The 22392-nt window shown below is 67.8% G+C and carries 21 protein-coding genes and 1 tRNA gene; 12 read left to right on the top strand and 10 right to left on the bottom strand.

What is annotated here, in order from left to right; genetic code table 11:
* The first annotated feature begins 16 nt into the window (after positions 1 to 16).
* The gene (locus ACLM5J_RS02215; RefSeq protein WP_413655001.1) at positions 17 to 358 is read left to right on the top strand and encodes a metallopeptidase family protein; all 342 of its coding nucleotides are present in this window, start codon (positions 17 to 19) and stop codon (positions 356 to 358) included.
* Here the strand turns inward: ACLM5J_RS02215 and ACLM5J_RS02210 are convergent.
* A complete protein-coding gene (locus tag ACLM5J_RS02210; protein ID WP_413654368.1) occupies positions 349 to 1230 on the bottom strand; it encodes an ATP-binding protein in 882 nt (293 codons plus the stop codon). The two genes, ACLM5J_RS02215 and ACLM5J_RS02210, sit on opposite strands and share 10 nt — an antisense overlap.
* A 209-nt stretch (positions 1231 to 1439) precedes the next feature.
* Here ACLM5J_RS02210 and ACLM5J_RS02205 point away from each other — a divergent pair, with 209 nt between their 5' ends.
* Positions 1440 to 2933 carry an NAD(P)/FAD-dependent oxidoreductase gene (locus ACLM5J_RS02205; protein ID WP_413654367.1) on the top strand — a complete coding sequence of 498 codons (1494 nt, stop codon included), beginning with the start codon at positions 1440 to 1442 and terminating at the stop codon, positions 2931 to 2933.
* Positions 2934 to 3002: 69 nt separating this feature from the next.
* On the opposite strand, the gene ACLM5J_RS02200 is transcribed toward ACLM5J_RS02205, so the two are convergent.
* The 3 genes from ACLM5J_RS02200 to ACLM5J_RS02190 all read right to left on the bottom strand — a co-directional run bounded on the left by ACLM5J_RS02200 (position 3003) and on the right by ACLM5J_RS02190 (position 6367).
* A complete protein-coding gene (locus ACLM5J_RS02200; RefSeq protein ID WP_413654366.1) occupies positions 3003 to 3653 on the bottom strand; it encodes a PaaI family thioesterase in 651 nt (216 codons plus the stop codon).
* Between the two features lie 91 nt (positions 3654 to 3744).
* On the bottom strand, positions 3745 to 6126 hold the full coding sequence (locus ACLM5J_RS02195) for a hypothetical protein (RefSeq protein WP_413654365.1): 2382 nt from the start codon (positions 6124 to 6126) through the stop codon (positions 3745 to 3747).
* A gap of 165 nt (positions 6127 to 6291) precedes the next feature.
* Positions 6292 to 6367: transfer RNA gene (locus ACLM5J_RS02190), tRNA-Lys, on the bottom strand.
* Positions 6368 to 6816: 449 nt separating this feature from the next.
* On the opposite strand from ACLM5J_RS02190, the gene ACLM5J_RS02185 reads away from it, so the two are divergent.
* The 5 genes from ACLM5J_RS02185 (at position 6817) to ACLM5J_RS02165 (ending at position 10433) form a co-directional block, all read left to right on the top strand.
* Positions 6817 to 7020 (top strand): cold-shock protein, encoded by a 204-nt coding sequence (locus ACLM5J_RS02185; protein WP_056905888.1) that lies wholly within the window; start codon positions 6817 to 6819, stop codon positions 7018 to 7020.
* Positions 7021 to 7237: 217 nt separating this feature from the next.
* On the top strand, positions 7238 to 7438 hold the full coding sequence (locus tag ACLM5J_RS02180) for a hypothetical protein (protein WP_413654364.1): 201 nt from the start codon (positions 7238 to 7240) through the stop codon (positions 7436 to 7438).
* 106 nt (positions 7439 to 7544) lie between these two features.
* Positions 7545 to 8162: a DUF47 domain-containing protein gene (locus ACLM5J_RS02175; protein WP_413654363.1), complete on the top strand. Its 618-nt coding sequence runs from the start codon at positions 7545 to 7547 to the stop codon at positions 8160 to 8162.
* A 4-nt stretch (positions 8163 to 8166) separates the two neighbouring features.
* A complete protein-coding gene (locus ACLM5J_RS02170) occupies positions 8167 to 9171 on the top strand; it encodes an inorganic phosphate transporter (protein ID WP_413654362.1) in 1005 nt (334 codons plus the stop codon).
* A 185-nt stretch (positions 9172 to 9356) separates the two neighbouring features.
* Positions 9357 to 10433, top strand: a complete 1077-nt coding sequence (locus ACLM5J_RS02165) for a hypothetical protein (RefSeq protein ID WP_413654361.1) — start codon at positions 9357 to 9359, stop codon at positions 10431 to 10433.
* A gap of 114 nt (positions 10434 to 10547) precedes the next feature.
* On the opposite strand, the gene pstB is transcribed toward ACLM5J_RS02165, so the two are convergent.
* The 5 genes from pstB to ACLM5J_RS02140 all read right to left on the bottom strand — a co-directional run bounded on the left by pstB (position 10548) and on the right by ACLM5J_RS02140 (position 15562).
* Positions 10548 to 11327 (bottom strand): phosphate ABC transporter ATP-binding protein PstB, encoded by a 780-nt coding sequence (gene pstB, locus ACLM5J_RS02160; protein ID WP_413654360.1) that lies wholly within the window; start codon positions 11325 to 11327, stop codon positions 10548 to 10550.
* A gap of 30 nt (positions 11328 to 11357) precedes the next feature.
* The gene (gene pstA, locus ACLM5J_RS02155; protein ID WP_413654359.1) at positions 11358 to 12431 is read right to left on the bottom strand and encodes a phosphate ABC transporter permease PstA; all 1074 of its coding nucleotides are present in this window, start codon (positions 12429 to 12431) and stop codon (positions 11358 to 11360) included.
* Between the two features lie 6 nt (positions 12432 to 12437).
* Positions 12438 to 13370: a phosphate ABC transporter permease subunit PstC gene (pstC, locus tag ACLM5J_RS02150; RefSeq protein WP_413654358.1), complete on the bottom strand. Its 933-nt coding sequence runs from the start codon at positions 13368 to 13370 to the stop codon at positions 12438 to 12440.
* 63 nt (positions 13371 to 13433) lie between these two features.
* Positions 13434 to 14531: a phosphate ABC transporter substrate-binding protein PstS gene (pstS, locus tag ACLM5J_RS02145; RefSeq protein WP_413654357.1), complete on the bottom strand. Its 1098-nt coding sequence runs from the start codon at positions 14529 to 14531 to the stop codon at positions 13434 to 13436.
* A gap of 173 nt (positions 14532 to 14704) precedes the next feature.
* The gene (locus tag ACLM5J_RS02140) at positions 14705 to 15562 is read right to left on the bottom strand and encodes an NUDIX hydrolase (protein ID WP_413654356.1); all 858 of its coding nucleotides are present in this window, start codon (positions 15560 to 15562) and stop codon (positions 14705 to 14707) included.
* Positions 15563 to 15606: 44 nt separating this feature from the next.
* On the opposite strand from ACLM5J_RS02140, the gene ACLM5J_RS02135 reads away from it, so the two are divergent.
* Positions 15607 to 16662, top strand: a complete 1056-nt coding sequence (locus ACLM5J_RS02135; protein ID WP_413654355.1) for a hypothetical protein — start codon at positions 15607 to 15609, stop codon at positions 16660 to 16662.
* 14 nt (positions 16663 to 16676) lie between these two features.
* Here ACLM5J_RS02135 and ACLM5J_RS02130 read toward each other — a convergent pair whose 3' ends face one another.
* Positions 16677 to 18848, bottom strand: a complete 2172-nt coding sequence (locus ACLM5J_RS02130) for an RNA degradosome polyphosphate kinase (protein WP_413654354.1) — start codon at positions 18846 to 18848, stop codon at positions 16677 to 16679.
* Positions 18849 to 18936: 88 nt separating this feature from the next.
* Here ACLM5J_RS02130 and ACLM5J_RS02125 point away from each other — a divergent pair, with 88 nt between their 5' ends.
* Genes ACLM5J_RS02125 through ACLM5J_RS02110 form a run of 4 tightly spaced genes read left to right on the top strand, consistent with a single transcriptional unit; the run spans position 18937 to position 22389 of the window.
* A complete protein-coding gene (locus ACLM5J_RS02125; RefSeq protein WP_413654353.1) occupies positions 18937 to 20004 on the top strand; it encodes an alpha/beta hydrolase in 1068 nt (355 codons plus the stop codon).
* On the top strand, positions 20001 to 20957 hold the full coding sequence (locus ACLM5J_RS02120; RefSeq protein WP_413654352.1) for a glucosyl-3-phosphoglycerate synthase: 957 nt from the start codon (positions 20001 to 20003) through the stop codon (positions 20955 to 20957). Before ACLM5J_RS02125 ends, ACLM5J_RS02120 begins: the two co-directional genes overlap by 4 nt.
* Positions 20954 to 21817: a dihydropteroate synthase gene (folP, locus tag ACLM5J_RS02115; RefSeq protein ID WP_413654351.1), complete on the top strand. Its 864-nt coding sequence runs from the start codon at positions 20954 to 20956 to the stop codon at positions 21815 to 21817. Before ACLM5J_RS02120 ends, folP begins: the two co-directional genes overlap by 4 nt.
* Complete coding sequence (locus tag ACLM5J_RS02110) at positions 21814 to 22389, top strand: hypothetical protein (protein ID WP_413654350.1); 576 nt, start codon at positions 21814 to 21816, stop codon at positions 22387 to 22389. The genes folP and ACLM5J_RS02110 overlap by 4 nt, the downstream gene beginning before the upstream one ends.
* Positions 22390 to 22392 lie beyond the last annotated feature (3 nt).

Genomic DNA, 22392 nt, shown 5'->3' with positions numbered 1-22392 from the left:
CAGCCACGTGATCGAGATGGACCGCGCCGAGTTCGAGGCGCTCGTGGACCGGGCGCTCGATGCGATCCCGAACGAGATCGCGGGGCTGGTGCAGAACGTCGTCGTCCTGGTCGAGGACGACGCCCCGGCCGACGATCCCGACCTGCTGGGCCTCTACGACGGCGTCGCGCTCACCGAGCGGGCCGCGAACCATGCGCTGGAGCTGCCGGACCGGATCTTCATCTACCGCAACCCGCTCCTCGACTTCTGTGAGGACGCGGCCGATCTGGAGGAACAGGTGACGATCACCGTGGTCCACGAGATCGCGCACCACTTCGGCATCGACGATGCCCGGCTGCACGACCTGGGCTACGCCTGAGGGCAGCTGCGCGGAAGTTCGCCGGCCGGCTGTGAGACCAGCTCGCCGAAGAGCCAACGTTGGAAGGCGGCTTGCTCGGGGGTGATCGCCAAGGTGAGCATCCGCTCATTGCGGCAGAAGGCGTCGGCCAACTCCAGGACGTTGATCATCTGGCTCATCAACGGCGGTGCCTCGCGCGCGATCTCGATGGTGAGGTCGAGGACGCGCGGGTCGTCGTCGCTGGCGCCGTCGAGGCGGTCGAGGCCGCTGGCCTTGCTCCACTGCTCCCCGAACGCACCGAACAGGTCGGAGAGCACCCGGGCGGTCGGGTAGGCGGCCGCATGGGCCAGGGCGAGCAGACGGAGTTCGCGGTTGAGGTCGCGGAAGTGCCGCGACCAGCTGGCGAACTGGCCCACGGAGAGCTGAAGCAGGTGGATCTGGCGCCCCTCGCCAGGCGCCACCTTGGGGCGGTTCAGCGAGGTGCTTTCGTAGACCTCCCCGAAGACGCTCGGGTCGTCGACCAGGCTGGCGGCCGGTTCGAACCAGACCGTCTTGCCGTCGCGCTGCAGGTAGGCGCCCCAGTTGCTCGAACACATGGCGACCATGCCCAGACCGCGGCCGATGGTGGAGAGCAGTTCGTCGTCGTCGCCCATTCTCGGGTTCGGCACCGGCGGATGCGCGGAGCCGTCGGAGACCTCGAAGCGTGGGTGTAGGCGGGTCCCGCGGATCCGCAGACTGATCGGGGGGACGGCGTGCAGCAGAGCGTTGGTGACCAGTTCGGAGATCGCCAGCTCGGCACAGCCGATCAGGTCCTCGCGATCGAGCTGACGGCATGCCTGAGCGGCCCAGCGCCGAGCGTCTTGGACGGATCGGGGGTTGGGCTCAAGCGTCATCGTCGGCTTCGTCAGCGACAATCCAGCTCTCCTGCAGGCGGGCCAGGTGCAGTCTTCGTGGGCCAGTTCCCTGGCTCCCTACCCTGATTCACGAAAGGTGAAACATCAATTTTTCACAGATCCAGGGCGCGGGCCGGTCCCGATTCCGTCCCGGGCCGCGCGAGTGGGATCATGGCTGGACAACTGGCAACAGGAAAGGCCCCCAGGGGATGTCAAGCGAAGAACAGACCAAGCACCGGGTAGTGGTGATCGGCTCCGGCTTCGGCGGGCTGTTCGCTACCAAGGCGCTGAAGCGAGCCGACGTTGATGTGACCATGGTCGCAAAGACCACCCACCACCTGTTCCAGCCCCTGCTGTACCAGGTCGCCACCGGCATCCTGTCGCAGGGCGAGATCGCGCCGCCGACTCGCGAGGTGCTGGCGCGTCAGAAGAACGCCCAGGTCCTGCTCGGTGAGGTCACCGCGATCGACCTGGATGCCCGTACCGTCACCCACAACGTGTTGGGTCGCGAGACGGTCACCGGCTACGACTCGCTGATCGTCGCGGCCGGCGCCAGCCAGTCCTACTTCGGCAACGACCACTTCGCCGAGTTCGCACCCGGCATGAAGAGCATCGACGACGCGCTCGAACTCCGCGGCCGGATCTTCGGTGCCTTCGAGATGGCCGAGAACGCCGCCTCCCGCGGTGAGCCCACCGACCACCTGCTCACCTTCGTCGTGGTCGGTGCCGGCCCCACCGGCGTCGAGATGGCCGGGCAGATCGCGGAGCTCGCGCACAAGACGCTGCGCAAGGACTTCCGCTCGATCGACACCCGCGACTCCCGGGTGATCCTGGTCGACGCCGCCCCGCAGGTGCTGCCGCCCTTCGGTGCCAAGCTCGGCGCCAAGGCGAAGGCGGAGCTGGAGAAGATCGGCGTCGAGGTCCAGCTCGGTGCGATGGTGACCGCCGTCGACGAGCGTGGCCTCGAGCTCAAGGAGAAGGACGGCACCGTCCGCCGCATCGACTCGGTCGCCAAGATCTGGGCGGCCGGCGTGCAGGCGAACCCGCTCGGCCGTACCTTGTCCGAGCAGACCGGTGCCCCGCTCGACCGGGCCGGCCGGATCGCGGTCAACCCCGACCTCACCCTGCCGGGTCACCCCGAGGTCTTCGTCCTCGGCGACATGATCAACCTGGACCACCTGCCCGGCGTCGCGCAGGTGGCGATCCAAGGCGCGAAGTACGCCGCCCGGGAGATCGACCACCGGCTGAGCGGTAAGGAGCCCCAGGCCCCGTTCAAGTACTTCGACAAGGGCTCGATGGCGATCATCAGCAAGTTCCGCGCTGTCGCCAGCGTGGGCAAGCTGAAGCTCAACGGTCTGCTGGCCTGGCTGATGTGGCTGGCGGTGCACCTCATGTACCTGACCGGCTTCAAGAGCCGGGTCGGTGCGCTGCTCAGTTGGGCGATCACCTTCATCGGCAACGACCGCTCCGAGCGGACCGTGACGGAGCAACAGATCTTCGCCCGGGTCGCCCTGGAGCGTCTCGACGGCGGTACCCGCGAACTGGTCAGCGATCCGGGCGAGATGGACGCCATCATCGAGTCGCGGCGGCGGGAGCTTGAGGCCGTCGCCGAGGAGGAGTCGCGGCTCACCGACTCCGGTGCGCGCGGCGTCCCGGACGAGAAGGCCCCCGAGCCCAAGCCGGACGGCGCCTCGGCTCGCTGACGCTCCGCAGAACTGACGAACGGCACCTGAAACCTGGTTTCGGGTGCCGTTCGTGCGTCTGCGGGGTGCCTACTCGAAGCGTTCGGGGCGCTCGCCGTCCACCCGCGCCCAGCGCGGCAGGATGAAGATGCCCTCCGCCTCGACAGTGACACCTTCGGCGTCCTGCAGATGGCCCTTGACGGTCGTCTTGACGCCGTCGACCTTCTCGATCCAGCACTCACCGCGCAGGTCGCCGAGCGGTGTTCCGCGCCGGTAGCGCACGGTCAGGGTGCCGGTCATGCCAGGCGAACCGCCTGCGGCGGCCGCCTCGCCGGCGAGTTGATCGAGGATCAGCGCGCTGACGCCGCCGTGGACCAGTCCGGGAGGGCCCTCGTAGGCCGCGCCGAGGTGGAACTCGGCCCAGGCCCGGCCTTCCGGTTCCTGGGTGATCACCAGCGGTGGTGCGACCGCGTTCCGGAGCCCGATCACCGCGTTGCCCTGGGCACGGACCGTGCCCGAACCAGACCGGTTGACGCCGTAGGAGCCGTCCATCTGGCTGGCCTGGAGCCGGGCGACCAGTTGGTCGATCTCCGCACGGACGGCGACCAGTTCGGCCTCGGCGACCGTGCTGCGGATGACGGCGTCGACGAGCAGGCGGGTGGAGGCTGCGAGGTCGCCGCGGACGGCGTGTTCGCGCTCCGACTCCTCGACCTCGGACGGGTCTTCGGGGGTGTCGAACATGAGGGCACTCTAAGCGTGCCCGGCGTGCTGTGCAGCCGTAGATACCGCTCGGTGGAGCAAGAATCTCAACTCCGGGTAAGTGGCACCGGGCTCACTGTCCGTGACGACGACGGTCCGACTCGGTGGCCCGGCGCCGGGCCTCCGCCTGACAGGCCTCCAGGACCGGCATGAACTCGCGCCCGTCGACCATGGTGGAGTCGATCACGAACGCCCGCATGCTCTTGCGCGCGATGCTGACCTTCCAGTTACGACGTCCAGGCGTTCCGGCGGTGACCAGGTCCGTGTAGGGGCTGGTCAGGTCGAAGCGGTGGTGGCTGTCCTTGCTGCGGACCTCCAACGTGCCGTTCACGATCTTGATCCGAGCCGGTGCCGCCGTCGAGTGGGCGCTCCACAGGATCAGCGTCAGCACCCCGCAGAAGGCCGCGATCGCGATCTCGGTGATCGCTCGGCTGTCGTAGGCGAGGTAGCCGGTGCCCACCGTGGCGACCAGGCTGAGGAACATGAACATGGCCAGCAGATGCTGGGTGGACCGCTGCGGGGCGAACTCCACCAGCGCCGGGACTCCGCCGGTCGGCACCCCGGACCGGGCCGGCGGCCGGTGCTTGCGGACGATCGACTCGTCCTCGTCGATCCCCTCGTAGGGGCGCGGGGCCTGAGACGCGGGAGCGGGCTTGGCAGAGGGGCGCGCATCGGCGCGTGGGTCCGGTGTGCTGGCTTCGGCGGCACGTGCTGCAGTTGCGCGGCCCTTCTCCCGGGGAGTTGTGGGACTGCTCGTCTTGCCGGTGGCGGGTGCGGTTGGGGCCGCAGACGCGTCACGGCCCTCTGCGCGGAGCACCGCCTCCAGAGCCAGCGCCATGATCGCGTCGTCCGCGGCGGGGTTCGGGGGCGGGTCGTCAGGACTGGTCGCAGCGCGCCGCTTACCGGCCCGGGTGGGTTGCTCGACGGTGCTGACCGGCCTGTCGGCGTCAGCGGGCGCGCCGGCCTGCTCGTCCTCCGGCGGGTCGACGCTCTCCGCGTCCGGGTCCGCGGCGTGGATCCCGCCGTGGTGCGGCGGGTCGTGCGGCGTCGTGGTGCGGGGCGTCGGCGCGACGAGGGCTGAGACGTCCGGGTCCGTGGCCGTCGGAAGGTCGGACAGGTTCGGCGCCGTGGCATCGCCGAGGTCGGCTGCCCGCTCACTCGGCTGCTGGGGTGACTCGGCTTCTTGAGCCTCCTGGGCGGCCCGAGCCGAGGTGAGGGGAAGGTCGCGGAGCGCGGCAAGGACGTCGATCGGGTCGGCGCGGGTTGCCTTGGGCGCTTCCTTGACGGTCTCGCGCAGCGAGGCGAAGACGTCGACGCCGTCCGGGATCTCGGGCGCGTCGAAGTTGAGGACCGGCTCCGCGGCGACCGCAGGTACCGCGACGTCGGGTGTCTGGAGCTCAGGCGCGGCCAGGTCCGGTCCGGCGAGGTCCGATGCTGCGACGTCGGCTGGCGTGGGGTCGGTGTCGGTGAGCTCCGGTGCCGTGAGTTCGGGTGCCGTGGGGTCGGTGTCCGTGAGCTTCGGTGCCGTCACCTCAGGCAGCGGCACTGCGGTCGGCGCCGATGCAGCATCGATGGGTGCCGGCGGCTCTTCGCTGACGGCGTCCCCGTCCGGCTGCTGCTCGGTCTCGGCAGCGCCGCGGCGCATCCGGACCATCCGGGCCAGCCGCTCAGCACGCTCGTCGCGCGCCGGGACAGCACCGGCCAGTGCAGCGGTCGCCGCCTGCAGGTCGAGCTCCGGGTTCGGCTGGGGCGGTGCGGACTCCGGATGCGCTTCCGCGGTCTCCTCGGCGTGGCCTGCTGCGCGGGCCTCCGGTGCTGCGATGAAGGCCTCGGCGGCACTCTCCGTAACCGTCTCGTTCACCGCGGCCTCGTTCACGGCGGCCACGTCCGGAGCCGCGACATCCGCCGCTGTAGGCGCGTAGTCGTCGGTGAGCCGTACAGAGTCGCGCTCGACTGCCGGGACCGTCGGTGCGGCGCCGGTAGCTTCATCCGCGTTGGCTACGGAGCTGGCCTCCGCGCTGAACGCGGGCGAGGGTTCCTCCAAGACCGAGATCCGGGTGTTGAGCGGATCGAAGCCTGACTCCTTGCGGCGGGCGCGGAGCCCAGCCAGCGAGAGTCGGCCCACGGTGGGGTCGTCGGCCGGTGTTGGTACCTCAGCGGTCGGCGTCCGCGGCTCGGCGGGCTCGATCGGTCCGTCCACCTCGACGTTCGAGACCTCGGCGATGTCCGGCTGATTGATCGCGCCGACGATCTCAGCAGCGAAGTCCCGCTGTTTGCCGCCGCGCTGGGCCCTCCGCTCCGCGAGCCGGGAGAGCGCGCTGGGGCGCGCCAGTGTCGGGTCCGGTTGTACCGGATCGACAGCCGTGATGTCGTCGTCCGCGGTGCGGGTTGCGAGCCAACGATCAATCAGGCCGCTTCGTGGCGTTCCCTCTTCAGCCGAAGCCTGCTCCTCCATACCCAGCAAACTACGCAAGTTCGTAGTTCGTTACGCAGGCTTCGCAAAAAGGTCCGGATGGCAAACAGGGTGTTGCCAACCCGCGCCGGCGGTGGTTGGGCGCCAGACCCCACAAAGACCGGCAAGAACACACGCCGCTCTTGGAGCTGGGTGCGGGAAAGGTGCTGGTAGGCCCTGTGGGACTCGAACCCACAACCAACGGATTAAAAGTCCGGAGCTCTGCCAATTGAGCTAAGGGCCCGGGACTGGAGCAGTACGCGTCGACCACGTACCCGCCAGGCCCGCCGCCGCTCGCGCTGGTACCAACGCGAACAGTGACTGGGTGGATCTTATCGGAGCGCACCCTTGGCCGTCCCCAGGGTGGTCGATCCGCAACCAGCAGGTGCGGATCGGCTGCGCGTCGGCTCCTGAGCAGGTGAGAGTCGTTGCCTCTCAGGTAAGGAGGGGTGACACCTATTAACAAGAATGTTCGCCAGGATTCACCTCCCAAGGATGGTTCCCTTTGAGCGCGAAGTTGGTAGTGTTTGGCGTGCAACGGTGCAAGTTCCAGCAAGGCTGACGCCCGGGAGTTTGTGATCCAAAGGCGTTTCTTCTCGTGGGATGTCTCACTAGTCGGAGCGACGTGTCACCGCATCTGTTGTGGGGCCGTCGAAGTGGCGGCTTCTCGCCCCGATTAAGGAGTAACGAGCAATGGCTCAGGGCACCGTGAAGTGGTTCAACGCTGAGAAGGGCTTCGGCTTCATCGCGCAGGAGGACGGCGGCGACGACGTCTTCGTGCACTACTCGGCGATTCAGAGCCAGGGCTACAAGTCCCTGGACGAGAACCAGAAGGTGGAGTTCGACGTCACCCAGGGTCCGAAGGGCCCGCAGGCGGAGAACGTTCGCCCTGTCTGATCGGCTCTACGCTGATTGACATCCCGAACGAGGGCCAGCTGGCCTGACTTCAGCGAAGGTCCCAGTCCGAAAGGGCTGGGACCTTCGTGGCATTTTCGGGTCATTTTCCGCCGGAGGGGTTTAGCGCAACCGAACCGGGGGGATGATGGTCGTGCAGGTGCGCCTCGGGGAGTGGGGTAGCGCGCCGTGCGTTCGAGATCGGGGGAGGAGGAGTGCCGTGCAAGACCAGTTCGATGTGACGCTTGAGGATGGTGAACTCCTCGTCGAGGTCGAGTTGACCGCGAACCTGATCGTCGCTGCCAGTGAGTCCGATGGCCCGCTCTCGCAGGCTGAGATCGACACCATTCTGGGTGTCTCACCCGGGCGTGCGCCCGAGCTGAGGGACGGCGCAGAATCCGCTCCGGACGCCCCGGCCTAGCCGCTGGGGCCGCCTCGCGACGCGTCTGATTCGCCCGCAGTTGGGCGACACGCCGCAGTACGCCCTAGCATGTTGGCGTTCTTCTCCTCCTCATCAGGAGTTCTTCGTGGCTTTCCGCTTTCGACCGGTAGACGCTTCCTTCTACGACCTCTTCTCAGAATCGGCGCAGCACCTCGTCCGGGGAGCCGAACTCCTCGCCGAGATGCTCTCCGACACCTCGGACCGGCCCGTCGTCGCAGCTGCGATGCGCGACGCCGAACACGCGGCGGACGAGACCACCCACGCCATCGTGCGCCGGGTGAACAGCACCTTCGTGACGCCCTTCGACCGCGAGGACATCTACGACCTCGCCTCCGGCCTTGACGACGTCATGGACGAGATGGACGAAGCCGTCGACCTGATCCTGCTCTACGAGGTGGGCTCTCTGCCGGCCGAGCTCTCCGCCCAGGTGGAGGTGCTCCAGCGGTGCGCCGAGCTGACCGCCGAGGCGATGCCGCGGCTGCAGGCGATGCAGAGCCTCGACGAGTACTGGATCGAGATCAACCGTCTCGAGAACGCCGGTGACAAGACGCACCGGCGGATCCTGGCGAGCCTCTTCAGCGGTAAGTACGAGGCGCTCGAGGTGCTGAAGCTCAAGGACATCACCGAGGCGCTCGAGGGCGCTATCGACGCGTTCGAGACGGTGGCCAACATCGTCGAGCAGATCGCCGTCAAGGAGTCCTGAGTCCGTGGAACTCGCGATCGTCATCGCGGTTGTCGTCGTTGCCCTCGTCTTCGACTACACCAACGGCTTCCACGATGCCGCCAACGCCATTGCGACGTCGGTCTCCACGCGGGCACTGACCCCGCGGGTGGCTCTGCTGATGGCCGCGGTGATGAACTTCATCGGTGCCTTCCTCGGCCAGGAGGTCGCCAATACGGTCGGCTCGGTGATCACGCCGGGTGACGGTACGCACGGCCTGGTGATCGTGATGGCCGGCCTTCTCGGCGCCATCGCCTGGAACATGATCACCTGGTACTACGGTCTCCCGTCCTCCTCCTCGCACGCGCTGATCGGTGGCCTGGTCGGCTCCGCGGTCGCGGCGGGTGTGACGGTCAAGTGGGACGTCATCGTGGAGAAGGTCGTCATCCCGATGATCTTCTCGCCGCTCTTCGGTTTCGCGGCTGCCTTCCTGGTGATGCTCGGCATCATGTGGCTCTGCCGCAAGGCGAACCCGCACAAAGCTCAGCGCACCTTCCGGATGTTGCAGACCATCTCCGCGGCCGGTATGGCGCTGGGTCACGGTCTCCAGGACGCCCAGAAGACGATGGGTGTGATCGTGCTGGCGCTGATCGCGGGTGGCTTCCACTCGGCGGAGAGCGACTCGATCCCGTTCTGGGTCGTCGTCTCCGCGGCCGGTGCGATCTCGCTGGGCACCTACTCGGGTGGTTGGCGGATCATGCGGACCCTCGGTCGCCGGATCATCCATCTCGACCCGGCCCGTGGTTTCGCCTCCGAGGCAGTGGCAGCCGGTGTGCTCTACACGACCGCCTTCGCCTTCCACGCCCCGATCTCGACCACCCACACGATCACCTCCGCGGTGATGGGTGCCGGCGCGACCAAGCGGTTCTCCGCCGTCCGCTGGGGCGTCGCCAAGTCGATCGTCACCGCCTGGGTCCTCACCTTCCCAGCCGCCGGTGCCGTCGCCGCCGTGGCCTACTACCTCTGCCACTTCTTCCTCGAGGTCATCTGATTCTCCCGGTCCCTCTGGGAGATAGTCCCTGACGTTAAGCCCCTGAAATCACAGATTTCAGGGGCTTTTCGTTCGCCAGCGTCGATCAGATGACGCGAAGTTGCGACTTCCTTCGACGACGGGCCGGGCTGAGATTGGCCTGTGGATGATGCGTCAGAGCCCTGGTCCGTAACGATCATGGAGTGATGAGCTGCCGCCGTCACCCGATCCAGGAACAGATCCGGTCGATGCTGCCCTCCGCTCGACCACACCTTGCGGTTCCCGTCGCCGTCGACCCCGACGGCGTCAACGGACCGACCAAGCGGCAGGCGGAGGTGAGCCGCGGCTGGCGGCGTACCTCGCGGGGGCTCTACCTGCCCACCTCCGTGGACGCCGCGCTACCCGAGCAGCGGATCGTTGAGGCTGCGATGTGTCTGCCGAGTCAGGCTGCTGGCCTGACGGGCTGGGCAGCGTTGCGTTGGCGAGGCGCCACCTGGTTCGGCGGACGCCGAGCGAACGGTGAGGAAGTACCGGTCACCTTGCTCGTCGGTGACCACAAGGTCCGAGAGCAGCCGGGCTTCGTCGTCAGCGAGGAACGGCGGTCCTTCGCGAACTGGGAGATCCTGGACGGCGTGCCGGTCGCTTGCGCTGCAGGTGCGGTCGCCTTCGACATGCGCTACGCGCCCAGCCAACGCGAAGCGGTGGTCACCTTCGAGATGGCTGCCTTCCACGATCTGGTCAGCGTCGCCGAACTGGCCTCCTATCTGGCTTGCCTGAACGGATGGACCGGCGTCCGGCAGGCTCGAGAAGCGTTGGGGCTGCTCGACGAGAACTCGTGGTCGCCCCAGGAGAGCCGGCTGCGGTTGTTGTGGATGGCCGCGGGGTTGCCGAGCCTGCTGTCGAATCGGCCCATCTTCGATCAATGGGGTCGGCATATCGCGACGCCAGACCTTTTCGAGCCGCAATCGGGCCTGGCGATCGAGTACGACGGCCGCGCGCATCTCGAAAGTGCCCAACGGCGTCGGGATGTGGCTCGAGCCGAAGCCATGCGCCGAGCGGGACTTGAGGTTGTTGTTGTCGTCGAGGGGGAGCAGCGTCGCCCTGACGAACTTCTTGATCGGCTACAGGCAGCACTCAGCCGGGCGCGAGTGGGAGCGGCTAACTCTCGGCTTTGGACCACGACGCCGCCTTCTTGGTGGGTGCCGACGTGGACCGTCGAGCAACGTCGTCAATTGGACTTCGAGCAGCGTCGACGCATCCTCGGGCATCGCCAAGCAGCCTGACGTACTAGCGGGTTCGTGTCATTCCCCGGTCACTGCCGAACGAAAAGCCCCTGAAATCCTTGATTTCAGGGGCCAAACGTCAGGGACTATCGCCCCAGGGGAGGAGGGGGTGGGTCAGCCGAAACGGCCGGAGATGTACGCCTCGGTGGATTCGTTGTCCGGGTTGGAGAACATCTTCTTGGTGGGGTTGAACTCGACCAGGTGACCGGGTTCGCCGACGGCCTTGAGGTTGAAGAAGCCGGTGTCGTCGGAGACGCGGGCGGCCTGCTGCATGTTGTGGGTGACGATCACGATCGTGTAGTCCGACTTGAGCTCGTGGATCAGGTCCTCCACAGCGGCGGTCGAGATCGGGTCGAGGGCCGAGCAGGGCTCGTCCATCAGCAGCACCTGCGGCTCGACGGCGATCGCACGGGCGATGCAGAGACGCTGCTGCTGACCACCCGAGAGGCCCATACCGGGCTTGTTGAGCCGGTCCTTGACCTCGTTCCACAGGTTCGCGCCCCGCAGCGACTTCTCGACGATCGCGTCGGCCTCGGACTTCTTCATCCGCTTCGCGTTCAATCGGTTCCCGGCCAGCACGTTCTCGTAGATCGACATCGTCGGGAACGGGTTCGGGCGCTGGAAGACCATGCCGATCTCGCGGCGCACCGCGACCGGGTCGATGCCCGGCCCGTAGAGCGACTGGCCGTCGACGACGACCTTGCCCTCGACCCGGGCGCCCGGGATCACCTCGTGCATCCGGTTGAGCGAGCGCAGGAAGGTGGACTTGCCACAACCCGAAGGGCCGATGAACGCGGTGACCGCGCGGGCCCGGATCGTCATGTTGACGTCCTGGACGGCGAGGAAGTCGCCGTAGTAGATGTTCAGGTCGGAGACGTCGATGCTCTTTGCCATGTCAGTTGCTTTCCTTGTGGAGCTGCGCGCTCAACGCTTGGTCTTGGGAGCGAAGAACCGGCCGACGGCGCGGGCCAGCAGGTTGAGGAACAGGACGAGTGCGATCAGCACCAGTGCGGCGCCCCAGGCGCGCTCCTGGCCGAACTCCGGAGGGACTCCGGGCTGCATGTAGCTGTAGTAGATGAAGACCGGCAGCGAGGCCATCCGCTCGGAGAAGGCGTCGAAGTTCACCGAGTCGGTCTTACCCGCGATGATCAGCAGCGGCGCGGTCTCGCCGGCGACCCGGGCGATCGCCAGGGTGACACCGGTGATGATGCCGCCGAGCGCGGTCGGCACGACGACCTTGGTGACGGTGCGCCACTTCGGCACGCCGAGCGCGTAGGAGGCTTCGCGGAGCTCGTGCGGCACCAGCTTCAGCATCTCCTCGGTGGCCCGGACGACGATCGGGATCATCAGCACCGCGAGTGCCACGGAGCCGCCGAAACCCATCCGGACGCCGGGGCCGAAGAAGAGCACGAAGAGCGAGTAGGCGAAGAGGCCGGCGACGATCGAGGGGATACCGGTCATCACGTCGACGAGGAAGGTGATGATCCGGGCCGGGAGCCGGTTGTTGCCGTACTCGACCAGGTAGATCGCGGTCATCACGCCGACCGGAACCGAGATGACGGTGGCCCAGGCGGTGATGATCAGGGTGCCGACGATGGCGTGGTAGATACCGCCGCCTTCGCCGACGACGTTGCGCATGCTGTAGGTCAGGAACTCCGCGCTCAACGCGGGCGCACCGTTCTTGACGACCTGCCAGATCAGGGTGACCAGGGGAATCAGTGCGATTCCGAAGGTCGACCAGATCAGGATCGTGGCGAGCCTGTCCTTGCTACGCCGGGCCCCTTCGACGCCGCGCGACCAGGCAGGCAGGACGACGGCGAGCAGGACCACGGTCAGGAAAGCCGCGGCGTAGATCCCCCAGCCGGCGAGCAGCGTGATCAGCCCGGCGACAGAGACCGAGATCAGCAGGGCGATCATCGGCGCGAACTTGGGCAGCTGCGGGGCGACCAGCGGCAGGGCCGTGTAGGTCTTGGCAGGTGCGGTCTCAACAGTGTTCATGGCAGATCAGCCCTTCACCTGGCCGCGGCTCGCGATCCAGCGGCCGAGGAAGTTCACAGCGAACGTGACGACGAACAACACCAGGCCGCTGAAGATCAGCACGTTGACCGAGATGCCGGAGGCTTCGGGGAACTTCAGCGCGATGTTGGCGGCGATCGTGGAGGGGTTCTGGGTGGAGATCAGGTTGAAGGTGACCACGCCGGTGGCCGAGAGCACCATCGCGATCGCCATCGTCTCGCCGAGCGCGCGGCCCAGACCGAGCAGGATCGCGGAGATCACGCCGGAGCGACCGTAGGGGAAGACCGTCATCCGGATCATCTCCCACCGGGTGGCACCCAACGCCAAGGCGGCCTCTTGGTGCAGCGTCGGCGTCTGGGCGAAGACCTCACGGCTGATCGAGGTGATGATCGGGAGCGCCATCACGGCCAGCACGATGGCGGCGGTGAGGATGGTGCGCCCCGACGTCGCCGGACCTTCGAAGAAAGGCAAGAAACCCAGACGCTCCTGGAGCGTCTGGTAGAAGGGCAGAACCTTCGGGGCGAGGAACTGGATTCCCCACAGGCCGTAGACCACGCTGGGCACCGCGGCGAGCAGGTCGATCAACCCGCCGATCACGCCGGCCAACCGGCGCGGTGCGTAGTGCGAGATCACCAACGCGACGCCGATCGCGAGCGGTGCCGCCATCAGCATGGCGAGTGCGGCGGCCAGCAGCGTGCCGAAGAGCAGCGGCCAGACGTAGACGATGATGTTCGACTCGCCGATCTCCTGCGGGCTCGCCGTGATCGCCGGCCAGCCTTCCAAAGTCAGGAAGATCGCGACGCCGGCAAGCGCGGCCAGGATGATGAAGGCCGCACCGGTGGCGAGGCCGGCGAAGATCGTGTCTCCGGGCCTACTGGCCGAACCGCTACGGGGTTCGGCGCTGCTCTTGGTAATGCTCACGTGAGTTGACTCCTAGGACCCGAGGAAGGGGCGGGGCACCTGCCCCGCCCCTTCCTCACCAAGTCACTTGGCCGCGATAGCGGAGACGATCTTGGTGGCCTCAGCGGACAGGGCGTCCGAGAGGGGTGCCGAACCGGCGTTCTCGGCAGCGGTCTTCTGACCCTCTGCACTGAGGACGTAGGTCAGGTAGCCCTTGACCAGGTCGGCGGTGGCCGCGTCGTCGTAGGTCTGGCAGGCCAGCAGGTAGGAGGTCAGGACGATCGGGTAGACGCCGGCCTCTTCGGTCTTGTGGTCCAGTTCGACGGCCATGTCGACCGCGGGACGACCCTCGATGCGGGGCGAGACCTCGAGGATCTTCGCCGCGGCCTCGGGGCTCGGGGCGACGAAGTCGGTGCCCACCTGGACGTTGACCTTGCCCAGATCGCCGGCCTGGCTGGCGTCGGCGTACCCGATGCTGTTGGGGTTGTCCTTGACCGCGCTGATCACACCGGAGGTGCCGGTGGCGCCCTCGCCGTGCTTGATCGGCCAGGTCTCGACCTCACCGTGCGGCCAGGCGTCCGGGGCGACCACGCTGAGGTAGTTGGTGAAGTTCTCGGTGGTTCCCGAGTCGTCGCCGCGGTGCACGGCGTTGATGTTGGCGTCGGGAAGCTTCGCCCCGTCGTTGAGCGCAGCGATCGCCGCGTCGTTCCACTTGGTGATCTTGCCGTTGAAGATCTTGCCGATGACGTCGGCGCTCAGGTTGAGCTCGTCGACGCCCTCCACGTTGAAGACGACCGCGATCGGGCTGACGTAGGCCGGGACCTCGATCGGGTCGGTGCCGCAGTGGGTGGTCGCCGCGGTGAGTTCGTCGTCGGCGAGGAAGGAGTCGGAGCCGGCGAAGGCGAAGCCGCCGGAGATGAAGCTCTCCCGGCCGCCACCGGAACCGACGGGGTCGTAGTTGACCGTGACGCCCGAGCCGTTGGCGCTCTGGAAGCCGGCGCGCCATGCGGTCTGCGCTGCCTCCTGGGAGCTGGCGCCGCCACCGTTCAGGGTGCCGGAGAGACCGCTGTCGCTGCCCTTGTCACCGCTGTCCTCGTTGGCAGCACCGCAGGCGGTCAGAGAGATCGCCGCGATGGCGGCAACAGCCGGAGCGACGCCCCGACGAAAAGAAGTGCGCTTCACTTCAATACTCCTGGTTCTAGATCACTTGTCGAACCTGAAGGTAGGAAGGCCAAGTGACCGAACCGGACGGCCTTGGTGAACGGATGGTGAACGTCATTTGGCGCTTTGGTCACCGGTGGGCGGAGATGCGACGGCCATCACGTGAACGACGGCGTGAAGGGGTTGACTCGGGGTTAACGGAGCAGCCAGATCTCGGTCGCCACGACCTGCCCGTTGCGATGGTGCGCCACCAGGAGTTCACCTGGTTCCAACCCGGGGTCGTCGACACCGAGCGCCCTGAAGACGTCAGGAAGGACGGGGCGGTGGGTACACAGCACGGTGCGGCGCCCAGCAGCGAGGAGCTGGTGGACGACGTCGGCCACACCTGCGGGGGTGGCCTCCTCCTCACTCATCACCGGGACGGTATGGATGGTGCGATCGGTGGCGTCGGCGTAGGGGACGAGGGTGGTCACGCAGCGGGTGCTGGGGGAGGAGACCAGGCGCCGCACGTCGTAGGCAGCCAGGACGCCGACCGCGTGCCGGGCCTGGACGTCGCCGGTCGCCAGCAGCGGTCGGAACCGGTCGTCGGTGCGCCAGCGAGACCGGGATCGGGCGTTGGCGTGCCTCAGCACGATCAGGGTGTGTGTCTTCTCGGCGACGCCGACCGCCTCGGCCAGGGTGTCCCGGTCCCGGCTGTGGGTGAGCAGGGCGGCGGCCTCGGCGTAGCTGACCCAGGCGACGGCGTCGATCTCGTCGTTGGGTCGGTAGCCGGAGACGTCGGTATCGGAGACCGCACGGCCGATCCAGTAGTGCACCCGCTTGTCCCGGCCGTTGACGAAGTAGTGCTGCCGTTCCAGGGGGCGGCCGAGCCGGATGTCGAGCCCGGTCTCTTCGGCTACCTCTCGTACCGCGCAGGCCGTGACGTGTTCGCCGCGATCCAGTTTCCCTTTGGGAAAGGACCAGTCGTCGTAGCGCGGCCGGTGCACCAGCAGCACCTCGCCCGGCTTGCGGACGACGACGGCGCCCGCAGCGATGATTTCAGCCTGCGGCATACGGCTAGTCTCACATCACCCTTCGACATCCAGGAGCACCGCCCGTGAAGTTTCTCCGAACGCGAGCCCGACGCTGGACCGCGGTTGCCGTGGCCGTGGTGGTGCTGGCGGCCGTGGCTGGTGTGGTCTGGTGGAAGTGGCCGGAACCGACTCGGTTGCAGGAGGCGGCGCGGCTGCTCTCGGCGGAGACGCAGCGGGTCAACTTCACCGATTGGGCGGCGATCCGGGCAGAGCTCAAGGTCTCTGACCCGACGGGAGCGGCTGGTGAAGCGATGGTGGAGAAGGCGTTGGACGCGGAGCTGACCAGCTCGACCCTCGCGTCGTCGTCGGCGTTGCTGATGGAGGGGTTCGGTTTCAATCCGCTCGCCTCCGAGTGGGAGGTGTTGGGGCAGTCGGTCGAGGGTCAGGTGATCATCGTCCGTACCGACGAGAGCCTGGGTGCGGTGCGCAGCGCGATCACGGAGTTGGGTTTCAAGAAGCCGGGTAAGGATGCCGGCGACGGCGCCGTCTGGCAGGGCGGACCGGACGCCGTCGCCGCGGTCACCGGCCTCGCCACCTACGAGCTGTCCCATCTGGCGTTCCTCGACGAGGAGGGTCTGATCCTGGGTTCTGACTCGCCGGAGTACCTGGCCAAGGCGGTCAAAGTGGCGAAGGGTGACAAGGACGGTCTGGAGCAGGACGATCTGCTGGCGGCGGCTGGCGAGCCGTTGACGGCGAGCGTGCTGCTCGGCGACCAGGCCTGCGGTGAGCTGACCATGGCGAACGCCGACGAGAGTGCTCGTGCCGCGGCGCGCACACTGATCGATGAGGTCGGTGGGGTGTCGCCGCTGACGGCCTACCTAGTGGCGGTCGGGCCGGGCAAGGATCTGACGGTCGGGTTCGGATTCGACGAGGACGACCAGGCCGACGACGACAAGGCGCCTCGCTCCGCGCTGGCCAAGGCGGAGGATCCGGGGCAGCTGCTGGCCTACCCGGAGGTCTTCGCGTTCGACTCGGCCGAGGCCGACGGCAGCGTGCTGGCGATCCGGGGCGAGCTGCAGCCCGACGCCTTCCCGCTCTCCGCTCTCGCCGACGGTCCGGTCCTGCTCGCCTCCTGCTGACCCCGAGGGCGCAGCTAGCGGCGGCGGTGGCTGGCGATCAGCAGGGCCTGGAGGTGCTGGGTACCCGGGCTGCGGGTCCAGGTGCCTTCGCTGTCCAGCTCCCAGGCGTCGGTCTCGGGGTCGAAGGCCCGGTCGAAGAGTTCGGCCAGTTCGTCGACCAGCTCGCGTCGCGGCAGCCGGACCAGCACCTCGACGCGGCGGTCCAGGTTGCGGTGCATCATGTCGGCCGAGCCGATCCACGCCACCGGCTCGCCGCCGCCTGCGAACCAGAAGATCCGACTGTGCTCCAGGAAGCGGCCGAGCACCGAACGGACCGTGATCGACTCCGACAGCCCCGGGACGCCGGGGCGCAGCGAGCAGATCCCGCGCACCAACAAGCGGACCGGGACACCGGCCCGCGACGCCAGGTAGAGAGCGTCGATCACGGCCTCGTCGACGACCGAGTTCGCCTTGATCCAGACCGCTGCCGGTCGACCGGCGCGGTGGTGCGCGATCTCGCCGTGGATCTGCGCGATCAGGCCGTCACGCACCGAGTCCGGTGCCACCAACAACTGGTCGTAGGAGGCGTTGCGGGAGTAGCCGGACAGGTTGTTGAACAGGTGCGCGACGTCCTCGCCGATCACCGGGTCGCTGGTCAGCAGGCCGAGATCCTCGTAGCTGCGCGCCGTCTTGGGGTTGTAGTTGCCGGTCCCGATGTGCGTGTAGCGACGGATCCCCTCGGGTTCGTCGCGGACCACCATCGCCAACTTGCAGTGCGTCTTCAGGCCCACCTGGCCGTAGACCACGTGACAGCCCGCATGCTCCAGCTTGCGGGCCCACCGGATGTTGTTGGTCTCGTCGAACCTGGCCTTGATCTCGACGATCACCAGCACCTGCTTGCCCGCCTCGGCGGCGTCGATCAACGCGTCGATGATCGGCGAGTCGCCGGAGGTCCGGTAGAGGGTCTGCTTGATCGCCAGGACGTGCGGGTCGGCCGCCGCCTGCTCGATGAAGCGCTGGACCGAGGTCGCGAACGAGTCATACGGGTGGTGCAGCAGGACGTCGTTGCGACGTACCGACTTGAAGACGTCGACCGGGCTGGCCGACTCCACCGGGGCCAGCAGCGGATGGGTGGTCGGCACGAACGCGTCGTACTTGAGGTCGTCGCGGTCCAGGTCCGCGATGTCGTGCAGGCCGCGGAGGTCGAGCGGGCCGGGCAGTCGGACCACCTCGCCTTCCGAGACGCCGAGCTCGTTGACCAACAGCTCCAACACTTCGGCGTCGATCGACTCCTCGACCTCGAGCCGGACGGGCGGGCCGAACTTGCGGCGCAACAGGCCCTTCTCCAAGGCGGCGAGCAGGTTCTCGGCGTCGTCCTCCTCGACCTCGAGGTCTTCATTACGGGTGACCCGGAAGGTGTGGGTCTGCAAGACCTCCATGCCGGGGAAGAGCCGCTTGAGGTGCTCACCGATGACGTCCTCGAGCGGCACGAAGCGCTGGTTGCCGAGCGCCACGAACCGGTTGAAGTTCGACGGCACCTTGACCCGCGCGAAGTGCTCCTTGCCGGTCTTCGGGTTACGGACCAGGACGGCGATGTTCAGCGAGAGCCCGGAGATATAGGGGAACGGGTGCGCCGGGTCGACGGCCAACGGGGTCAGCACCGGGAAGACGCGCTCCTTGAAGAGCCGCTTGCAGAACTTCTGCTCCTCGCGGTCCAGCTGCTCCCAGCGCAGCAGCTCGATGCCCTGGTCGCGTAGCGACGGCACGACGTCGTCGCTGAAGACCGACGCATGCCGGTTCATCAACTCCGAGGTGGTGCGCCAGATCGTGTCGAGAACCTCGCGCGGACGTTGCCCCGAAGCCGTGCGGACGGCGACACCGGCGGCGATCCGGCGCTTGAGGCCGGCGACCCGGACCATGAAGAACTCGTCGAGGTTGCTGGCGAAGATGGCCAGGAAGCGGGCCCGCTCGAGCAGCGGGAGGGTGGTGTCCTCGGCGAGCTCCAGGACCCGCTGGTTGAAGCGCAGCCAGGAGAGCTCGCGGTCGGCGAAGCGGTCGGCGAAGGCCTCCAGGTCGGCGATCTCCTCGGCGTCGGCGAGGTAGGGAGGGTCGACGTCGAAGGGCGCCGGATGAACCACCAGGACGTCGTCGCTGGGCCCCTCATCGAAGGGGTCGATGGCATGGGTGGGCAGGCCCTCGGCGCTCATGCCGGTCAGTGTGGCATCCCGTGGTGAACAGCAGGTGACTCTTCGCGTACGCCCGGGGCGGGTGATGAGCGCAGAGTAGGGTCACCTCATGTCCACAGCCGCTTCAGTCGTTGCCACCACGCGCGCCGCTCAGCGAATCGTCGAGCGCGGAACCGTCCGGGCGCTGCTCTCCCTGCCCGACCGAGCCAAGCGTGCCCTCGCCGGTGCACCGGTGGTGCTCGACGGCCAGACCCTCGATGTCTCCACCCAACTGGTGCTTCGGTTGCAGAAGGTCTCGCGGAAGAAGGGTGCCGAGGAGTTCCCGATCCCCGAAGGTCGCGAGGTGCTGGCCGAGCAGAGCGCGCTGCTGAAGGGCGAGTTCGCTCTCGGTGCGGTCAGCGACACCGAGGCGGGCGGCGTCGGAGTACGGGTCTACGTGCCGCGCGAGTTGGTGCCTTCGCGGCAGCGGCCCACCCTGATCTTCATCCACGGTGGCGGATTCATCTACGGCGCTGAACACTCCACCCACGACAGCGTCTGCCAGTTCCTGGCACAGCGTGCCGGCGTCCAGGTGATCTCGATCGACTACCGGCTCGCGCCGGAGGCGGCTTTCCCCGCGGCGTACGACGACTCTCTGGCTGCGTTCCGCGCGATCGTCGAAGCATCCCAGGAGTGGCGCGTCGACACCGACCGGATCGCCGTCGGCGGCGACTCGGCCGGCGGCAACCTGGCTGCGGCGGTCGCTTTGGCTGCCGCCCGCGAAGGCCTGCCGCTCGCCTTCCAGTTGCTGATCTACCCGGTCACCGACGCGCTCACCCGGCACCGCAGTCGCGACCTCTTCGGCCAGGGCTTCTTCCTCACCGACGGCTTCATGGACATGGCGATCGACAGCTACCTGCCCGACCATGCGTTGCGGTCCGACCCGCGGGTCCATCTGATCGAGGCTGAGATCCCGGACGGCGTCGCACCGGCGCTGCTGGTCACCGCCGGTTTCGACCCGTTGCGTGACGAGGGCGAGGCGTACGCGCGGCGCCTGGTCGATGCGGGTGTCGAGGTCGAACTGCGCCGCGAGACCGGGCTGATCCACGGATTCTTGAACTGGGTAGGTGTGCCCTGCGCAGCGCGCGACGCCGTCACAGTGATGGCTGAGCAGCTCGCCGCGGCGTTGAAGCGGTGACTCTCACCGCAATGGAGCAGTGGTCCGACCGGCGTACCCGGCGGTGGCAGGAGTGGACGCTTCCCGAGTTGCTGGAGGCCAAGGGTGACACCACGGTGAGCCTGGTGGTGCCGGCCCGCAACGAGGCGGCGACCGTCGGCGACGTGATCTCGCGGGTCCGCGATGCCCTGGTCGACACCGTGCAACTGCTGGACGAGGTCGTGGTGATCGATTCGGACTCCACCGACGACACCTTCGCGGTCGCCAGCGACGCCGGCGCGCGGGTGCACCGGGCGGCGGAGATCCGGCCTGATCTCGACTGGTTCCCTGGCAAGGGCGAAGCGATGTGGAAGTCACTCTTCGTCACCCGTGGCGACATCGTCGTCTTCATGGACGCCGACCTCCTCGACTGGGATACGCACTTCGTGCCGGGTCTGCTCGGTCCGCTGTTGACGGACCCCGGCGTCGAGCTGGTCAAGGGGTTCTACGAACGTCCGCTGCTGAACGCCAAGGAGGCGCCGGACGGCGGAGCCTATGAAGGCGGCCGGGTCACCGAGCTGGTGGCTCGTCCCTTGATCGCCCTGCACTTCCCGGAGCTTGCCGGGCTGGTCCAGCCGTTGGCCGGGGAGTGGGCGATCCGGCGTGAGCTGTTCGCGTCGCTCTCGGTGCCTACCGGGTACGCCGTGGAGCTGGCCGCACTGATCGACACGATGCGCCTGCGCGGAGCCGACGCGATCGCCCAGGTCGACCTCGGCCGCCGCGCGCACCGACACCAGGCGCTGCGCGATCTCGGTGGGATGGCGGCCCAGATCCTGGCTGCTGCACACACCCGGGCGGCAGGCCTGAGCGCACCGGGTGATGGACTCTCCTTGCGCCAGTTCCAACATGACGCCACCGGGTCGGTACCGGTGGACAGGTTCGTGCCGACGGTGGAACGTCCTCCGGCGCGCGAATATCTGGAAGGAACCCGATGACTCTGAAGTTGGGGCGTCACGAGTTCGACGACCAGCAGACGTTGATGATGGCGATCGTCAATCGCACCCCGGACTCGTTCTACGACAAGGGTGCGACCTGGGCCGAGGACAAGGCCTTCGAGCGCGTCGCGCAGGTGGTCGACGAGGGCGCGGAGATCGTCGACATCGGCGGCATCAAGGCAGCGCCCGGCGTCGAGATCGACGCCGCTGAGGAGATCCGCCGGGTAGGCTCGTTCGTGGGCAGGGTGCGCGCGGCGTACCCCGACCTGGTGATCTCGGTCGACACCTGGCGCGCCGAGGTGGGCCGCGTGGTCTGCGCCGAGGGCGCCGACCTCCTCAACGACGCCTGGGGCGGCGCGGACCCGGAGCTGGTCGACGTCGCCGCCGAGTTCGACGCCGCTATCGTCTGCACCCACACCGGAGGGGTGACGGTCCGGACCCGGCCGCACCGGATCGAGTACGACGACGTGGTCGCCTCCGCGATCAGCGACACCGTTGCCTATGCCGAGCGGGCGTTGGCCGCCGGTGTCGACCGGCGTTCGATCGTGATCGATCCGGCGCACGACTTCGGGAAGAACTCCTTCCACTCCCTCGAACTGACCCAACGTCTCGACGAGATGGTGGCCACCGGCTGGCCGGTACTGGTCTCCTTGTCGAACAAGGACTTCGTCGGTGAGGCGTTGGACCTGCCGGTGGGCGAACGCCTCCTCGGCACGTTGGCCGCCAGCGCGATCAGTGCCTGGCACGGTGCTCGGATCTACCGGGTCCACGAGGTCGCGGAGACGAGGCAGGTTGTCGATATGGCGAATGTGATCGCCGGCCGACTGGCGCCGAAGCGTGCGATCCGGGGGCTGGCATGAGTCGCCTCGCAGTGATCCCGGCGGCCCCGGGGCTGCTCTCCGCCTACGCCGGGCGGATCGACCCGCTGGCTGAGGTCCGAGCGGTTGTCGAGCAGGCTGTCGCCTGGCTGACGGCCGACGCGGAGGTCGTGCAGGTCGTCTGTGTCAGGGCCTCGCAGCTGGATCGCGCGCGCGGGTTGGCGCGCAGCGGCAGCGAGCGGATCGCTACCGAGCTCTTCGCCGGCTTCACCGGTGAGCTGCGCTGGTCGGAGCCCGACGACTTCGTGGTCGACGTGCCCACCCTGCTGCTCGCCGACGGTTCGGCGCGGCGTGGGGAGAAGGCACCTGGCCACCTGGACGAGCGCGGCTTCGAGTTCGACGCCGTCATCGAACGGGCGCTGGGCTCCGGCGAGGCCGATCCGTTGGCGAAGCTGGACCAGGAACTCGGCGAGGAGCTGCTGGTCGGCGGTGCCGTGGCGTTCCGCCGACTCGGCGAACTCGATCTCGCTGTGGCCCAGGCGAACCTGGACTACGCAGCAGATCCGTTCGGCGTCCGGTACTGGGTGGCGCGCTGGAGCCTCACGCAGGGCTGAACA

The organism is Nocardioides sp. Bht2, assembly GCF_047308515.1.
Classification (GTDB): Bacteria; Actinomycetota; Actinomycetes; order Propionibacteriales; family Nocardioidaceae; genus Nocardioides.
The sequence above is the reverse complement of the archived record's forward strand: the minus strand, read 5'-3'. Positions and strand labels throughout refer to the sequence as shown.

Coding starts and splice junctions, on each gene's coding strand:
- ACLM5J_RS02210 (WP_413654368.1), bottom strand. CDS start 1,230: ATGACGCTTGAGCCCAACCCCCGATCCGTCCAAGACGCTCGGCGCTGG.
- ACLM5J_RS02205 (WP_413654367.1), top strand. CDS start 1,440: ATGTCAAGCGAAGAACAGACCAAGCACCGGGTAGTGGTGATCGGCTCC.
- ACLM5J_RS02165 (WP_413654361.1), top strand. CDS start 9,357: ATGAGCTGCCGCCGTCACCCGATCCAGGAACAGATCCGGTCGATGCTG.
- pstA (WP_413654359.1), bottom strand. CDS start 12,431: ATGAACACTGTTGAGACCGCACCTGCCAAGACCTACACGGCCCTGCCG.
- ACLM5J_RS02195 (WP_413654365.1), bottom strand. CDS start 6,126: ATGGAGGAGCAGGCTTCGGCTGAAGAGGGAACGCCACGAAGCGGCCTG.
- ACLM5J_RS02125 (WP_413654353.1), top strand. CDS start 18,937: ATGTCCACAGCCGCTTCAGTCGTTGCCACCACGCGCGCCGCTCAGCGA.
- ACLM5J_RS02110 (WP_413654350.1), top strand. CDS start 21,814: ATGAGTCGCCTCGCAGTGATCCCGGCGGCCCCGGGGCTGCTCTCCGCC.
- pstB (WP_413654360.1), bottom strand. CDS start 11,327: ATGGCAAAGAGCATCGACGTCTCCGACCTGAACATCTACTACGGCGAC.
- ACLM5J_RS02140 (WP_413654356.1), bottom strand. CDS start 15,562: ATGCCGCAGGCTGAAATCATCGCTGCGGGCGCCGTCGTCGTCCGCAAG.
- ACLM5J_RS02215 (WP_413655001.1), top strand. CDS start 17: ATGGACCGCGCCGAGTTCGAGGCGCTCGTGGACCGGGCGCTCGATGCG.
- folP (WP_413654351.1), top strand. CDS start 20,954: ATGACTCTGAAGTTGGGGCGTCACGAGTTCGACGACCAGCAGACGTTG.
- ACLM5J_RS02130 (WP_413654354.1), bottom strand. CDS start 18,848: ATGAGCGCCGAGGGCCTGCCCACCCATGCCATCGACCCCTTCGATGAG.
- ACLM5J_RS02200 (WP_413654366.1), bottom strand. CDS start 3,653: ATGTTCGACACCCCCGAAGACCCGTCCGAGGTCGAGGAGTCGGAGCGC.
- ACLM5J_RS02185 (WP_056905888.1), top strand. CDS start 6,817: ATGGCTCAGGGCACCGTGAAGTGGTTCAACGCTGAGAAGGGCTTCGGC.